The organism is Chryseobacterium candidae (assembly GCF_004916905.1).
GTDB classification, from domain to species: domain Bacteria; phylum Bacteroidota; class Bacteroidia; order Flavobacteriales; family Weeksellaceae; genus Chryseobacterium; species Chryseobacterium candidae.
Window position 1 is genome coordinate 149751 of record NZ_SDLV01000023.1, and the last position, 14862, is coordinate 164612.

The 14862-nt window shown below is 35.1% G+C and carries 15 protein-coding genes and 5 tRNA genes; 8 read left to right on the forward strand and 12 right to left on the reverse strand.

The window, feature by feature from the left end:
- Positions 1–14: 14 nt before the first annotated feature.
- Positions 15–1715: a DEAD/DEAH box helicase gene (locus EK417_RS11860; protein WP_136522270.1), complete on the reverse strand. Its 1701-nt coding sequence runs from the start codon at positions 1713–1715 to the stop codon at positions 15–17.
- Positions 1716–2181: 466 nt separating this feature from the next.
- On the opposite strand from EK417_RS11860, the gene EK417_RS11865 reads away from it, so the two are divergent.
- From EK417_RS11865 to EK417_RS11875, 3 genes are all read left to right on the forward strand, one after another.
- Positions 2182–2847 (forward strand): DUF2461 domain-containing protein, encoded by a 666-nt coding sequence (locus tag EK417_RS11865; protein ID WP_136522271.1) that lies wholly within the window; start codon positions 2182–2184, stop codon positions 2845–2847.
- Between the two features lie 268 nt (positions 2848–3115).
- Positions 3116–3910 (forward strand): FkbM family methyltransferase, encoded by a 795-nt coding sequence (locus tag EK417_RS11870; protein WP_076596738.1) that lies wholly within the window; start codon positions 3116–3118, stop codon positions 3908–3910.
- 8 nt (positions 3911–3918) lie between these two features.
- Complete coding sequence (locus EK417_RS11875; RefSeq protein WP_110367785.1) at positions 3919–5418, forward strand: lipopolysaccharide biosynthesis protein; 1500 nt, start codon at positions 3919–3921, stop codon at positions 5416–5418.
- An 18-nt stretch (positions 5419–5436) separates the two neighbouring features.
- On the opposite strand, the gene EK417_RS11880 is transcribed toward EK417_RS11875, so the two are convergent.
- From EK417_RS11880 to EK417_RS11895, 4 genes are all read right to left on the reverse strand, one after another.
- A complete protein-coding gene (locus EK417_RS11880; protein ID WP_136522272.1) occupies positions 5437–6477 on the reverse strand; it encodes a glycosyltransferase family 4 protein in 1041 nt (346 codons plus the stop codon).
- Positions 6478–6599: 122 nt separating this feature from the next.
- Positions 6600–7454, reverse strand: coding sequence for a glycosyltransferase family 2 protein (locus tag EK417_RS11885; protein ID WP_136522273.1), 855 nt, complete (start codon positions 7452–7454; stop codon positions 6600–6602).
- A gap of 91 nt (positions 7455–7545) precedes the next feature.
- Positions 7546–8946, reverse strand: coding sequence for an aspartate ammonia-lyase (gene aspA / locus EK417_RS11890; protein WP_076596734.1), 1401 nt, complete (start codon positions 8944–8946; stop codon positions 7546–7548).
- A 72-nt stretch (positions 8947–9018) separates the two neighbouring features.
- The gene (locus EK417_RS11895) at positions 9019–10044 is read right to left on the reverse strand and encodes an N-acetylmuramoyl-L-alanine amidase (RefSeq protein WP_136522274.1); all 1026 of its coding nucleotides are present in this window, start codon (positions 10042–10044) and stop codon (positions 9019–9021) included.
- 136 nt (positions 10045–10180) lie between these two features.
- On the opposite strand from EK417_RS11895, the gene EK417_RS11900 reads away from it, so the two are divergent.
- From EK417_RS11900 to EK417_RS11910, 3 genes are all read left to right on the forward strand, one after another.
- Positions 10181–10265: transfer RNA gene (locus EK417_RS11900), tRNA-Ser, on the forward strand.
- Between the two features lie 15 nt (positions 10266–10280).
- Positions 10281–10355 (forward strand) — tRNA-Pro (locus EK417_RS11905).
- A 42-nt stretch (positions 10356–10397) separates the two neighbouring features.
- Positions 10398–10471: transfer RNA gene (locus tag EK417_RS11910), tRNA-Arg, on the forward strand.
- Between the two features lie 184 nt (positions 10472–10655).
- Here EK417_RS11910 and EK417_RS11915 read toward each other — a convergent pair.
- The 7 genes from EK417_RS11915 to EK417_RS11940 all read right to left on the reverse strand — a co-directional run bounded on the left by EK417_RS11915 (position 10656) and on the right by EK417_RS11940 (position 14244).
- Complete coding sequence (locus EK417_RS11915; protein ID WP_076597589.1) at positions 10656–11192, reverse strand: thermonuclease family protein; 537 nt, start codon at positions 11190–11192, stop codon at positions 10656–10658.
- 133 nt (positions 11193–11325) lie between these two features.
- A complete protein-coding gene (locus tag EK417_RS11920; protein ID WP_136522275.1) occupies positions 11326–12063 on the reverse strand; it encodes a barstar family protein in 738 nt (245 codons plus the stop codon).
- A gap of 138 nt (positions 12064–12201) precedes the next feature.
- Positions 12202–12525, reverse strand: coding sequence for a hypothetical protein (locus EK417_RS11925; RefSeq protein WP_110367790.1), 324 nt, complete (start codon positions 12523–12525; stop codon positions 12202–12204).
- Between the two features lie 71 nt (positions 12526–12596).
- Positions 12597–13235, reverse strand: coding sequence for a hypothetical protein (locus EK417_RS11930; RefSeq protein WP_136522276.1), 639 nt, complete (start codon positions 13233–13235; stop codon positions 12597–12599).
- 48 nt (positions 13236–13283) lie between these two features.
- Positions 13284–13619, reverse strand: coding sequence for a hypothetical protein (locus EK417_RS11935; protein WP_136522277.1), 336 nt, complete (start codon positions 13617–13619; stop codon positions 13284–13286).
- Positions 13620–13630: 11 nt separating this feature from the next.
- A complete protein-coding gene (locus EK417_RS21555) occupies positions 13631–13759 on the reverse strand; it encodes a hypothetical protein (protein ID WP_262709822.1) in 129 nt (42 codons plus the stop codon).
- A gap of 50 nt (positions 13760–13809) precedes the next feature.
- The gene (locus EK417_RS11940) at positions 13810–14244 is read right to left on the reverse strand and encodes a hypothetical protein (protein ID WP_136522278.1); all 435 of its coding nucleotides are present in this window, start codon (positions 14242–14244) and stop codon (positions 13810–13812) included.
- A 164-nt stretch (positions 14245–14408) separates the two neighbouring features.
- Here EK417_RS11940 and EK417_RS11945 point away from each other — a divergent pair.
- Positions 14409–14483: transfer RNA gene (locus EK417_RS11945), tRNA-Pro, on the forward strand.
- An 18-nt stretch (positions 14484–14501) separates the two neighbouring features.
- Positions 14502–14575, forward strand: a tRNA-Arg gene (locus EK417_RS11950).
- Positions 14576–14862 lie beyond the last annotated feature (287 nt).

The following is a 14862-nucleotide window of genomic DNA, read 5'->3' on the forward strand; positions in this document are numbered from 1 at the left end:
GGTATAGGAAGAGATTAGTTTGCTACTTCAGCTCTCATATCTTTTCCTTTGAACTTCATAGATTGAATATTGCTCAATACATTGTCTTTGAAAGATTTTTCAACTTCGAAGAAAGAGAATTTCTCTAAGATTTCGATATCACCGATTTCAGCTCTCTTTTTGGTTTTTCCGCCAGCAGTTGCCTTATTGATAATATCTAAAACATCAAGCTTTTTCAAATGGTCTTTCTTACCAAGGTTGAAGAAGAATCTTACCATGTTTTCATCTCTTCTTCTTGGTTTTGCCCCACGATCTCTGTCTCTTCCACGATCTCCTCTATCTCTGTCACGACCTCTGTCTCTGTCTCTTTCACGGCCACGGTCTCTTCTGGAGTAATCGTCATCTCTGCTGCTGAATTTCTGCTCTACAAGATCATGCTTGTCTTTGTAGTATAAAGCAAGATCTCTCAACTGGAACTGTAGAAGCTGGTGTACCAGTTCTTCTTTTGTAAAGTTGCTCAGATCCGGGATTAAGCTGTCATCAAATTCGAAAAGATCTTCGTGCTCGGTCAATAATTTTTCGAATACACCACCTACCTGAGCTTTGATAATATCATCACCAGTAGGAATGAATTTCTCGTTGATTTCAATTTTTGTTGCAGATTTGATCTGTTTCAGTTTTCTGCTTTCTTCAGGCTTGATTAAAGCCATGGAAATACCATCTTTCCCAGCTCTACCTGTTCTTCCGCTTCTGTGAACGAATACTTCAGGATCATCTGGTAAAGAGAAGTGAATAACGTGAGTTAAAGAGTTCACATCCAATCCTCTTGCTGCTACGTCTGTTGCTACAAGAATATCGATGTTTTTCAATCTGAATTTCTTCATTACCGTATCTCTCTGCGCCTGAGAAAGATCACCGTGAAGAGCATCAGCTGCATATCCGTTCTGCATTAAGAAATCAGCAACCTCCTGAGTTTCCATTCTCGTTCTGCAGAAGATAATGGAGTACTGGTTAGGATTCGCATCAATAAGTCTCTTCAATGCTTCTTTTTTCTGACGGTATCCTACAACATAGTATTCGTGAGTAATGTTCTTCTTCACTTCGTTGATAGAACCTACTGAAATACGATGTGGTTTTGTAAGATAATTCTTGGAAATTCTTTCCACCTCTTTATTCATCGTTGCAGAGAATAAGAAAGTTTGTTTCGTTTCCGGAGTTTCGCTTAGAATGGTTTCCAATTCATCCTTGAATCCCATAGAAAGCATTTCATCAGCTTCGTCTAATACCAACCAATGAATCGCAGAAAAGTCTAGTGCTTTTCTGTTGATAAGATCAATTACTCTTCCCGGAGTTCCCACAATGATTTGTGGTTTATCCTTCAAAGATCTCATCTGCTCTACAATACTACTTCCACCATAAACCGCAGTTGTCTTGATGTCTTTCATATACTTAGAGTAATTCTTTATGTCCTTCGAAATCTGAAGACATAATTCCCGTGTCGGACAAAGCACCAATAATTGGATTTTGCGACTCGTATCGTCAATCATATCCAAAATCGGAAGCGAAAACGCTGCTGTTTTGCCTGTCCCCGTCTGCGCAAGTGCGATCAAGTCGCGAATATCTGAAAGAATAAAAGGGATAGTCTGTTTTTGGATTTCTGTTGGGCTTTCGTAGCCCAGTTCGCCAATTGCCTTAAGGATATCAGGACTTAAATTGGTTTCCGTAAATAAATTCATTAACTATTTTAAAATTTTTGCAAAGATACAATAAATATTTGATTTGTTTTTGAATAAAGTTTTAAATATACAATCTTAAATTCACAATCCTGTAATATTTTTTTAATTTTTGGAAAATTAAACCCAAAAAAACAAGCCTCAGATTAGAAAATTGTTAAACATTATTTTTTTTTATTAAATTCGATTGATTTTTTCTGTACTATTTATGAATTTTCAAAAATAAAGCCATGAAAAGTAAATTTTTCTTTTGGCATCTTTCTGCATAATCATTTAATACCTGTCCATCCATACTATTATGCATCCGTATGAAATCTGGGAAATTTTATTGAATAGAAAAAACAGAATAATATTTCTATGAATACTTTTTGTACATTTGGTTTTGAGGTTTCAGGGCTTTGAAATTTTGGTCCGGGCTCGGGAAGCAGCTTCGAATCTCATGTAATAACAAAAAAACACTTAACACAATATGTCTGCAAGTATTTCTCCCAAAACTTTTGATTTTTTACAAAAGTTAAATAAAAATAATAACCGCGAATGGTTTAATGAAAATAAAGACCTGTACACAGAATCTCAGCAAAATGTAGTTTCATTTTTAGATGAACTCATCAAAGAAATGTCTGGTTTTGATGATGAGCTTGCTAAAATTGACAGTAAAAAAGCCCTTTTCAGAATTTACAGAGACACCCGTTTTTCTAAGGACAAATCTCCTTATAAAACCAATTTCGGAGCTTCTCTTGGAATGGGAAAAGGAAATCAGAAAGGAGGTTATTACCTTCACCTGGAACCTGGAAAATCCTTTTTAGCCGGAGGAATTTACATGCCGGAATCTTCCGTACTGAAAGAAGTTCGTAAAGAAATTTCTTTGTACGGAGATGATTTTCTGAAAATTCTCAATAATAAAGATTTCAAAAAACATTTTCCGGAACTTGATCAGGAAGACAAACTGAAGAAAATACCTCAGGGTTTTGAGAAAGATGATCCTATGGGAGAATATCTCAAGCTTAAAAACTTTATTGTGGTATATTCTCTGAAAGATGAGGAAGTACTGGACAAAAATGCGGTGAAAAACATGACCAAAGTTTTCAAACTGATGAAGCCTTTCAATGATTTCCTGAATACACCTTTTCTTTAAACAGTTTTATTTTTTTTCAATCACAGATCACTCATTTTTAACAGAGAATCGGGTGCGTTCTTACTGGTTTGTATTATTTTAGAATATTATTATTGAGATATTCAGGGTATGCAGATATCTCTGGGACAAATCAAAAATATATTAAAATTCAACAGGTTACAAAAGTGATTTTAAAAACCTATCCTGAAAATCAAGCCATTATAATTAACATTTTTTAAGAAAAGTTTTACATTTTTACTTATCTTTGCTGTTCGCCAAAAAGCCAAAGATGTCTTTATACCAAAAAATTGCAGAGAAACTACAATACATAAGCCCGAATTTCTACAAAAAAAGATATTTTAAAGCTTTAAATAATCTTAATAAAAATAACTTTTCGGAACGTAATGTAGAACCGGAATTGGTATGGATCAAAGAATACCTTCCTAAAAATGCTGTGATACTGGATATTGGTGCCAATGTGGGAACTTTCCTTTATCAGCTGGAAAACACCTTGAAGCATGAGCATATTTATGGTTTTGAACCTAATAAAAAGCTTTACAGAAGACTAAAAAGACTTTTTTCTAACATGCACATTCTCCCTCTGGCTCTTTCTGACGAAAACAGGATTGCAGAGTTCAAAGTACCCATTATTAATGGAAAAACCATTGCTTCCCGCGGCACTTTAAATACTTCTTACAAAGAAAAAGGAGAAGAGAAAAGCTATACGGAGCAAGTAAAAGTTATCAAGCTTGATGAATGGGCTGCACTGGAAAATTTCAGCAGACTTGATTTTATCAAAATAGACGTTGAAGGAAATGAAATAAAAACATTGTCCGGGGCGAGAGAAACCATCAGACAATTTAAGCCGACTTTAATGGTCGAAATGGAACAAAGACACCACCAAACTCCTATATGGAATGAAATATCCGAAGTGATGAGCTGGGGATACGATGCCAAATATCTTAACAGAAACAGCTTTACGCTGGAAAATCTTACAGAAGATATCATAACGCAAAATACAAACGACGAAAAAAATAAAACTCAGTACATCAACAATATTATTTTTATACCTAAAAACATTTAAAACAACTTATGAGTGTAGTAGCGAGACAAGGCTTCAAATATTCCATTATCGGTTATATTGGTTTTTTGCTGGGCACGGTTTCCGCAATATTCATATTTCCGAATGATTTTGAATTTTACGGAAAGCTACGCTACATTCTTCCTACAGCTGAAATGCTGGTTCCTTTTGTTGTTTTGGGTATTTCTTATTCGAATGTGAAATTTTTTCACAAAGTAGAAAAAGATGGTAAAAAACAGAATATGCTGTCACTGTCACTACTGACGGTTTTTATCAACTTTATTATTTTCACGGCTGTATTTTTTATACTTCCCTATTTTTATCCGAAATTCAGACATTCAGAAGCATGGAAGATCAAGGAAATGATTCTGCCATTGATTTTAATCCTTTCATTCTGTGCTATTTTCAATAAATACACATCCAATTACAAAAGAATTGTAGTTTCCAATATCTTCGACAATCTGTTTCCGAAAATAGCGAACCTGGGAGCATTCTGTCTTTTTTTCTTTGCTTTATCACAGAATGTTACAGCTTCTGCGTCACAGATCATTGCATATGCTTTCTTTTTTGGAATTTTCTTTTTAATGCTTTTGGGATATATTTATTACACCAACAAACTGGAAAAAATTCAGCTGGATTTTAATACCGATTATTTCAAAAAGAATAATTTCTGGAAAGAGTTTTTCAATTACAGTTTCTTTGGATTTCTGGGAACTTTTGGAAATTATCTGGCGATCAACAGCTTTATGATCGGAGAATTTATGGGAATGGAAGAGGTTGGAATTTATTCTGTTCTGTATGCTCTGATCTCGTTAATTTCTATTCCCCAGCTTGGATTATTTAATATTTCAGCACCTATCATCAACAAAACTCTGGCAGACGGAGATATGGTGGAACTGGACAGGTTCCATAAAAAAACTTCTTTAACACTGTATTTCCTTGGTGCTGTTTTATTCTCATGTATTATGGTAGGATTTCCTTATCTGACGCAGTTCATGCCAAAGAACGGAACCATGCTCAGAGAATATGAACCCGTAGTCTGGATCTGGGGTTCTGCAGTATTAATAGATCTTGCTACCGGATTCAACGGGAATATTATTTCACTCTCAAAATATTACAGATTCAATATTCTGGTGATGCTTTTGCTGGCGGGATTAACGATCGGACTGAATTATTATTTCATTAAAAACACGGATCTGAAGCTGATCGGAATTGCTCTGTCTACAGCAATTTCCCTTACCATTTACAATGTGGTGAAAATTGTTTTCAATTATATTGTGTTTAAGGTTTCGCCTTTGAGTATTGAAATGATTTTTGTCTCCATTATCTGTACTTTAGCTATTACCGTGGCTATTGTTCTCCCAAATTTCAACAGCAATCTGCTTAATCTTGTTTACAAACCTGCAGTTGTTTTGATACTGATCTATATCGGAAATTACTTCACCAAGATTTTCCCGGTTGAAGACTATCTGAATATGAGGTTTATCAAGAGTGTATTTAAGATAAAATAAAAGAATAATCCAGACTTTTCAGATCAAAGATGTTAGAAATTGTTCCAGTTTCTTCTGAACTTCTTTCCTGCTGTATGTTGTCAAAAAATCAAATGAAGTCTCTGAAACAGTTCTTAATTGTTCAAGAACATTTTCTTTTTCAGCAATAATGAAGTCCAGTTTTGAAGGATAATTTCCTGGAAAAACCGCCAATTTTCCGTAGGCGATGGCATCACCCAGATTTCCTGTCATTTTAGTCAGTCCATAAATTTCTTTCATGCCGAAAAACTCTGTTTCCTGCTGAATCGGGCACCATAAAACATCTGCTTTCTGCATCCATTTTTCAAAATCTTCGGAGGAAACTCTTTCTGAAAAACAGGTAATTTCAATATTTTCCGGTAATTTTCCAGGCAGGTTTTCAAGTTGTTTTAACTCGTGTCCGCCCGCTTTTCCAAGGAAAACAAATTTGCAGGGCTGATCCGTACTGAGTTTCTGAATAGTTTTAAAAATATGGGCGTAATCTCTTCTTTTCTGTGAAACTCCACCAGGAATCACCACCACAAGTTCTTCATTTTTTGCTTTATCAAAATCTCTTGTATAAAACAGCGGCAAATACTGATATCTCCCTGAAACCAATGCTTCATCCAGCACGAAAAGAGTTCCTGAAGTCTTATAAACTTTGGTTTTGTAAAATAATCCTTCCTTCAGCCATAGTTTTAATCTGAAGATAATATCTCCTTTGAAAACACTTTTTATAAGGTCCAGCTTTGAAGATTTTATGAAATTAAGATTATGGGTAATGACTGCGGTATTATACTTTTTTGTTACTGCCAAAAATGTATTAAAATAACGATGAACAGTTCCTATGATCACCAGATCATACCCTTTTCCCTTTAGCTGATCCATAATCATAGAACTGTCTGATAAGAAAACTGCTTCATTGTGATGACTTACCTGATCTTTGATTCTCTTTGAAAAATAATAGTCTACCGCAAAATCCTGACAACCTTCCATAATATCCATGAAAGCGTGAGCTATTTCTGCGTGAGTGTCTATTTCTATGTAAGCTATTTTTTTCAAGGGTTTGCGGGAGTTATATTTTAAGTTTTGGCTAAAGCCAATGGATTTTTATTTTTTTAATTAAACGGGCTAAAGCCCGTTTCTACTGATGAACATTTACAATGTATAAAATAATTTATCTTTTACATCTTAAGCCATTTCTTTTTCAGCATTCTCCAACGCTTATCATTAACGGCTTTTTGTTCTTCTTTTGTAATTTTCAGTGCTAATTTCTTTGATCTGCAGCTTTCATAAGACCTTATGATATCAAAGAAAAATGAAGCAGACTTACTTTTCATAGCTTCTTTTGAGGAGGCGATATAAGCCAGAAACCTGTTCAGTCCTAAGAAATAAAAATATCTTCCGTAATAATCTGCAGGACGTATCGTATAATCAGCTCCTTTTACTTTAATCAACTTTACATGGAGCTCAGGAAGAACAACTTCTTTCCATCCCAGATTTTCCAACAGTATAGAGTCAATATTATCCCAGCCCAAAGTTTCCCTTAAACCGCCAATCTGAATAAAACATTCTTTACGGTAAGCCTTCACAGGACCTCTTACGTGATGTTTATTAGAATTACCTTCATACACCCAATTTCCGTCTTTTTCTATATACAGAAGGCCTCCTACAAGGCCATATTCGGGATGATTGATAATAGCTGTTTCTACTGCAGTGAGGTAGTTTTCCGGAAGAATGATATCGGCATCAAATTTACAGATAATGTCAAATTCATTTATCGTTTGAGTATTGAGTCCGTTGTTAAAAGCATGAACTACTTTAGAACCTGGCTGATGTTCAGATTTCTGAAGGTTGATTGTTTCAAAACGGGAATCAGTTTCTGTGTATTTCCTGATCACTTCAGCTGTTCTGTCTGTAGAACCGTCATTCACTACCACTACTTTAAAATCTTTGCTGCTTTGCTGTTGCAGAGAATTAAGAGTAAATGGGAGGTTGTCTTCTTCGTTATGAGCGGGAATGATGATTAAAAACCTCACGAATTATAGTATAAATGATGAATAATAAATGATCAATGATGAGTAGCTTTTGAGGGCATCAATTATCATTGATCATTTATCGTTGATGATTTTATTTGTTATGCGGTTTCAGCATGTTCTTCGGATCAAGAATTTCATCCAGTTTTTCCTGAGAAAGAATTCCTTTCTCCAGAACAAGGTTGTAAACGCTTTTACCGGTTTCTAATGCTTCTTTAGCAATTTGTGTAGACTGTTTGTATCCGATATAAGGGTTTAATGCGGTTACAATACCGATGCTGTGTTTCACCATATTCAGGCAGACTTCCTTATTGGCGGTAATTCCAACCACACATTTGTCACGAAGTGTATCCAAAGCATTGCAAAGGAAGTTGATATTTTCCATAATGGCATGAGAAAGTACCGGTTCCATTACATTCAGCTGCAGCTGTCCTGCTTCTGCGGCAAAAGTTACGGTAAGATCATTCCCGATTACTTTGAAACAAACCTGGTTGACCACTTCCGGAATTACAGGATTTACTTTCCCAGGCATGATAGAAGATCCTGGCTGCATTGGCGGAAGGTTGATTTCAAAAAGACCTGCTCTTGGACCTGATGAAAGTAATCTTAAATCATTACAGATTTTAGACAGCTTTACTGCAAGACGTTTTGTTGCTGAAGAGTAGATTACATAAGACCCTGTATCAGGAGTGGCTTCTACTAAATCAGGTGCTGAAACAATCGGAAATCCTGTAATCTGAGCTAAGTTTTTAGCACAAAGGGCAGCATATCCTACCGGAGCATTTAATCCTGTTCCGATTGCTGTAGCTCCCATATTTACTTCCACAAATAGGCTGGCATTGTTATTAAGCTTGGAGATATCTTCTTCCAAAGTGGCTGCGTAGGCTTCAAACTCCTGTCCTAAAGTCATCGGAACGGCATCCTGAAGCTGTGTACGTCCCATTTTGATCACATCCTGGAATTCCTGCCCTTTTGCACGGAAAGCCGTGATAATTCTTTCCAGTTTTTCCACCAATCCGATGTTCATCTGAAGCAGTCCCATTTTGATTGCTGTAGGATAAGCATCATTCGTAGATTGAGAGAGATTGATATGATCATTAGGTGAACAGAACTCGTATTCTCCTTTATTTTTTCCTAATTTTTCCAACACGATATTGGCGATCACTTCATTCGCATTCATGTTGATGGAAGTTCCAGCGCCTCCCTGAATCATATCTACCGGAAACTGCTCATGATATTTCCCTTCTACAATTTCATCACATGCTTCTGCTATTTTAAAATACAGATTTTCGTCTAAAAGCCCTAATTCATAATTGGTTTTTGCCGCTGCTTTTTTTACAAACGCCAATCCTTTTATGAAATCCGGATAGGAAGACAAAAGCTGTCCTGAAATTTTAAAATTGTCGATAGCTCTTTGTGTCTGAACCCCATAATAAGCGTCTAAAGGCACATTCAGCTCACCTAATAGATCACTTTCTTTTCTGAAATTTTCCATTACAGATATTTTACTGTTTTTGATCGTTTAAAGATAGCAAAAACGCATCTAACCGATGCGTTTTAATTTGAATTATTTTACAGTATATTTTTGATTTAAAGCCTGGAGTATTGCCCATGTTTCAGCATCCATGATTCCGTCATAATTCTGTGGACGGAAGTGGTACTGGAAAGCTTCAATTGTTTTCTTGGTAGCATCGTCCCATTGTCCGCTAAGATCAAGTGCATATCCGAATTTCTGTAATGAAGTCTGAATAAGGAAAATAAAGCTGGCATCATTATATCTGGCTGCCAGGTCTGCCTGTGCAGTTGCAAGATACGTCTGTTTGGCAGCTTCATCATACCACATTCCAACCTGATATTCGTCATAGAGCTTTTTCCATGGGAACATCGGTCCAGGATCCTGCTTTCTTGTAGGGGCAATATCTGAATGGCCCAATACGTTTGTTGGCTGGATCTGATACCTTGTTACAATATCTTTAACCAATGCAGCCACTTTTTTTACCTGCTCATCACTAAAAGGGGCAAAAATTCTTTTACCGGTACTATCTGTAGTATAGCCTGTATTTACAATTTCAATACCGATAGAATTATCGTTAAGATTTTTATCATTTCTCCACGCACTTACGCCTGCATGATATGCCCGCTTGTTTTCATCCACCAATTGATAGATCTCATTATCTCCGGCATTATTTACAAGATAATGGGCACTTACCGCCTGTTGGGTCAGAACAGTAACTGATTTATCATCTGCAAGAGCTGTATAATGTAATATCAGATAACGCTGTCTGAAATTCTGGGCCACTGCAGGAAAAAAAGTTTTCACCACCTTATATCCGCCTGGTTTTGCAGATACGATAGAACCATAACTTGCCGTATTATCATTTTTGGTTGGATCTGCTATATTGGTCGTAAAAAAATCCACTCCATGATCAGATACAACTTTAGGTTTTTGAGCAACCGGAGGTTTTGTCTGAACAGCTGGTTTCGCCTGTGTTGTTGGGGTTTTCGGTTTGTAAGTATTTTTTTTCACATTTTGCCTGGAAGTACATGAAAAAACAAATGTGCTTAATCCGATGATATATAATGTTTTACGCATCAGTTTGGTTTTTGGATGATTTATTAGTTCAAAAATACACAAAATTTTCTTGAATTTTATTTGGTAAATAAAGAAATCTGTTCTATATTTGCACTCGCAATAACGGAACAACGATCATTAAAAAATAAACAAAAAAGGAGGGTTGCCGGAGTGGTTAACGGAGCAGTTTGCTAAACTGTCGACGCGAAAGTGTCGCAAGGGTTCGAATCCCTTACCCTCCGCTCTTCTTATATATTCGGGGCGTAGCGTAGTCCGGTCATCGCGCCTGGTTTGGGACCAGGAGGTCGCAGGTTCGAATCCTGCCGCCCCGACTTTTTAATGTGCTTATTTACTAAGCGGGAATCAACTTTTAAGGGTGCGTAGCTCAGCTGGATAGAGCATCTGCCTTCTAAGCAGACGGTCAAAGGTTCGAATCCTTTCGCGCTCACAAAAACCTCACAATTCTTATTGTGAGGTTTTTTGTTTATTTTAGTTTCATGTAATTTATTCCGAAACTTTGGATAATTCTATCTTATACATTCTTCAGAGTCCCTTCATTATGAGCATCAATTGCATGATTGATGGAGGCTTAATTGACCGTTTTCATTTTTTACCACTTATCAGATTAAACACTAACCTTCTATAAATGCAACATCTTTTATTTTTGCTCCATTTTTAGCAGCTTCCATTTTCTTCGTCTTTCTAAGTTCCCGTTTGATTTTACGATATTCCCACGGAGCAATGGCATTACTATCCTGCCACAGACCTATTTTCTTCTGTTGTGCGGTTTCCTGCAGTTTTCCCAAAGAGGCATCTTTGGAATAGGAAAAATACCACCATCCCATTCCGGCTTTGATAAGCTCTCTGGAAAGGTATTTTCCGTCATCATAGTACACTTTCGCAATGGATCTTCCATAACGGTCTGTAGTGGTTTCAACAAAGCTTACCGTTTTCCCGAATACCTGAGCAGAAGTAAACTGCCTGGCATTTTTACCGAACGCCTGCCCATTTTCCGGACAATCGACTTCGGCTAATCTGATCTTTTTTTGTTGATTGCCTTTAAGCAATAAAGTAATTGTGTCTCCGTCTGAAATTTTGATCACTTTTCCAGTCGTCTGTGAGAACAGGAATAAAGGGAAAAGTACGTACAACAGCATTAATCGTTTCATGGGGCAAATATAGGGATTAGTGGGGCTTTTTAATTAAAAAACCTCGCAAAATGCGAGGTTTTTATAATATTGAATTAAGTTATTTGATTTTTTTTTGCATCAAAGTCGGGAGACTTTGCAGAGTGAGAGAATCTTAAAAAGCTAAATCATCTACATAAATATTAAGCCCCGTCCTTTTTAAAATTTCTAAAGATCTAAAAAAACAACCAGTTCCCAATGCTTTTTCTAGAACAGCTGCTGAATTGATATGCAAATAGAATTTTTGCATATTATTATTCTTACTTACGTCTATAGTATGATCGTGAAGTGAATCCAATCCATTTCCCATAAAGCCTCTTTTCCCAAAAAATAATTCACCTAAATAACAGAAATAATCTTCATTATTTTTAACAAGACTTCCCTCCATTTTCATGATGCTATTCTCTTTACTCATTTTATAAAGACCATGGTTCCAAATAAAACAAGCCTGGAGATAAGAGTTTTTAAGTTCACTGTTCTCAGTCTCCCACCAGTTAAATTCTGAATAATTGAACCAATTGTAAAAATTTTCCATAAGATATTGATCATATCCTCTTCCTGTACTACTCATTTTATTAATCATAGTTCCATAAAGAACGATCCCATCTGTCTCATTATAATCTTCCTCAGTTAAAACATAGTCTACGATAAATCGGGTTTTATACAATATTTCTTTTTTACCTGCTTTATTGTAAATCTTTACGGTTAGCTTAATTTCAGGCTTTTCTAATTCTGCTAAAATAATGGATTTAGCTTCAGGCTTAACCTTCAGCAATAATTCATCATTGACAATTTTCTTATTTCTAGTAAGATCTAGATAATCTATTTTAATATTATTTAAAAATACCTCCATTTTTATTTACCAAATTATTTTATTTCATAAACACCCTTACTCTTAGGATCTTGTCCAGCAAAGTCTTCAATTTTGTATATAACAAAACTTGTAAAACTATTAAGTTTATTGGTATCAGCTAAAACTAAATGTATTAACTCAAAAGTTGGGTTCTAAACCAAATTTATCTTGATAATCAAATTTTTCAATTTTATCAGAGTTTTTAATAACTATCTCTAAAGAACCTTTTGGTTTTATTATTGAGTCTCCATCCAAAACCTTATCCCACCAATCTCTATAAACCACTATACTATCTTTATTGCCATACACCAAGAATGGTATATTGTGATTATCATAATTAATATACTTTTTGCTAACTATTGATTTTATACCTTTATTTCTAATTTCATCTAAAAAACGGTCTTTGCTTTTTGACGAAAATATAGCTTTGTATAGAAATATGCCGGCAATTATAATCAACATGATTATTAAATTTCTATTTCTTTTGTATGAAAAATATCTATCCACAGCCTCTTGAGTTCAGAACTACAATTTCACCAGTTAAATGGCATGGACACATAGGTGTTTTCAAAGATATTTAGGGGTAAATCTTCTGTTATTTTTAAGCTAGTTTTGTCACTCTTCACAATGCAGACTTTCAGTAATTCTCCACGGTGATGGTAACCATTTAAGATCAATGTCTGAATACCATCAGTATCTAAAATTCTGATAAGCGCTCTAGATTTATCTCCTGTATCTGTTAATTCCAGAAAACTTAAATCGATATCTTTAAAAGAGAGATCCTCATCGGTCACAATCTGAAAAAAGCGTTGTCCGGTATCATATGCGGTCAGGCCTTTAAATTTTTCATCTGCAGTTTTAAGATTGGTTTCCAGGCAATCCAGATATACTTTTCGCTTTCCTGACAGGTAATCTCGTTTGTGTAGCTTAGCCTCTGGTAAGAACTCAATATCATTTCTTCTGAATGCTCTTTTCCATTCATCTATTTTTACTAAAATATCTTTATCTGCATACTCCCATAAAAACGAATAAACTTTTTGGTCAGGAAGAAAATTTTCCATTTGAATTCCATCCTCAAGATTATAAAACAGCCAAAAGCTATCACAGCTCAATTCACTATGTTTAAAAAAATTGGAAAGGTAATAATGATGGATATCTCTATATTTCTTCATAAAACATTCAGTTTTTTTTGGAAGGTATTTCATTTTTCGCCGGAATAATTATAACTCCCGACAGCAAATATTGACAGGTAACGAAGAATAATTTTCAACAAAAACATCATGATCAAAACGATAAAAATAAAAGTCATGCATATTAATCTCAATTTTATGGATTTTAATTTCCAGATGCATAAAAAATGTAACAAACACTCTCATAAAATCATTGATATTAAGTACTACACTCTCGTCAGCATATAATCCTCCATTGATCTGATTACCAGAACAACCACCTCCCCAATACAGACCATGATGTTCAATAAAAGAAATAAACCAGTCAACCAGATTCTCCGACAATTCTTCATAAATTACAATTTTAAACTCGAATATATCTTTCATTAATTCTTATTTCAAATAGTTTTAAAAACTTTTAAAAATAACTGTTTATTCTCTTCAATCAAATCACTGATAATAATTGCCATTTTATTTTGGTGAATATCTACACTATCAAAATGAATCCCAATAAATCCTTTATTCATTTTTTTCGGCATCATAATCTTAGCGCTGTGTTTATTGATTATATCCTATCCTAGTAATAATAATTAACATTAAAAACTCCATTTCTGTAATATCTGTTAGAATTATCAGAAAAATAAGCTCTGAATTCTCTGTTATTCTTAAACTTCTCAAAAATCTCAGGCTCTATCGTAATCATATAATTATCTTCCACAAAAGGTTTATAATCACCATAATAAATATAACCAATGTGCTTATTTGCAGTATTAATGGTGTATAACCGGGAATCTTCAGTCCATTCTTTTTTAACGACCATTGATTTGGGTAAACTCAGTGATGCATTTACAATAGTGTGACTTACAAATTCCTGATTCTTATAGCAAGAAGACATCACCATCAAAAAACAACAGAACAGAGGAAAACAAGCTCCTGCTTTCCAGGCTGTTTTTTTATATTTCGGGATAAGAATGTTTAATGTGAACAAAAAAAACGAAAATTCTTTCATCATTTTTAATTGGGCTAAATCAATGGTTATTAACAGGGTAAAGGTAATAAAAACGGGCGCATAAAAAATTAATTAAAAATTATACTTCGTTTTCTTTTTTTATTAAAAAAAGAATCGCAACTTTGGAGCCCTAAAAATGAAGTAAAATTCGTTATTGATGACCCTTTCGGGGCGTAGCGTAGTCCGGTCATCGCGCCTGGTTTGGGACCAGGAGGTCGCAGGTTCGAATCCTGCCGCCCCGACTTTAAAAAAAACATTTAGGGTGCGTAGCTCAGCTGGATAGAGCATCTGCCTTCTAAGCAGACGGTCAAAGGTTCGAATCCTTTCGCGCTCACTTAAAGACTTACTGGAAACAGTGAGTCTTTTGTTTTTTCTCCGGTTTGGGTAAAAGACATCCATTTTAGTGAGGGATAACAAAATAATCCAAGAACGTGATTTTTAAATAAGTATACCTAATCAAAGAGCGTTCATAAAAAAATAATTAAAATTTATTCATAAATTTATTTTTTTATTCCAAAAAGTATTGTACATTTGCAACCGCAAAAACGAAGTAAAATTCGTTACTGATGACACCCTCGGGGCGTAGCGTAGTCCGGTCATCGCGCCTGGTTTGGGACCAGG

What these genes read in the sequence shown, in the direction of transcription:
- EK417_RS11860 (WP_136522270.1), bottom strand. Translation starts at nt 1,715, where the DNA reads ATGAATTTATTTACGGAAACCAATTTAAGTCCTGATATCCTTAAGGCA.
- EK417_RS11865 (WP_136522271.1), top strand. Translation starts at nt 2,182, where the DNA reads ATGTCTGCAAGTATTTCTCCCAAAACTTTTGATTTTTTACAAAAGTTA.
- EK417_RS11870 (WP_076596738.1), top strand. Translation starts at nt 3,116, where the DNA reads ATGTCTTTATACCAAAAAATTGCAGAGAAACTACAATACATAAGCCCG.
- EK417_RS11875 (WP_110367785.1), top strand. Translation starts at nt 3,919, where the DNA reads ATGAGTGTAGTAGCGAGACAAGGCTTCAAATATTCCATTATCGGTTAT.
- aspA (WP_076596734.1), bottom strand. Translation starts at nt 8,946, where the DNA reads ATGGAAAATTTCAGAAAAGAAAGTGATCTATTAGGTGAGCTGAATGTG.
- EK417_RS11895 (WP_136522274.1), bottom strand. Translation starts at nt 10,044, where the DNA reads ATGCGTAAAACATTATATATCATCGGATTAAGCACATTTGTTTTTTCA.
- EK417_RS11915 (WP_076597589.1), bottom strand. Translation starts at nt 11,192, where the DNA reads ATGAAACGATTAATGCTGTTGTACGTACTTTTCCCTTTATTCCTGTTC.
- EK417_RS11920 (WP_136522275.1), bottom strand. Translation starts at nt 12,063, where the DNA reads ATGGAGGTATTTTTAAATAATATTAAAATAGATTATCTAGATCTTACT.
- EK417_RS11925 (WP_110367790.1), bottom strand. Translation starts at nt 12,525, where the DNA reads ATGTTGATTATAATTGCCGGCATATTTCTATACAAAGCTATATTTTCG.
- EK417_RS11930 (WP_136522276.1), bottom strand. Translation starts at nt 13,235, where the DNA reads ATGAAGAAATATAGAGATATCCATCATTATTACCTTTCCAATTTTTTT.
- EK417_RS11935 (WP_136522277.1), bottom strand. Translation starts at nt 13,619, where the DNA reads ATGAAAGATATATTCGAGTTTAAAATTGTAATTTATGAAGAATTGTCG.
- EK417_RS21555 (WP_262709822.1), bottom strand. Translation starts at nt 13,759, where the DNA reads ATGAATAAAGGATTTATTGGGATTCATTTTGATAGTGTAGATATTCAC.
- EK417_RS11940 (WP_136522278.1), bottom strand. Translation starts at nt 14,244, where the DNA reads ATGATGAAAGAATTTTCGTTTTTTTTGTTCACATTAAACATTCTTATC.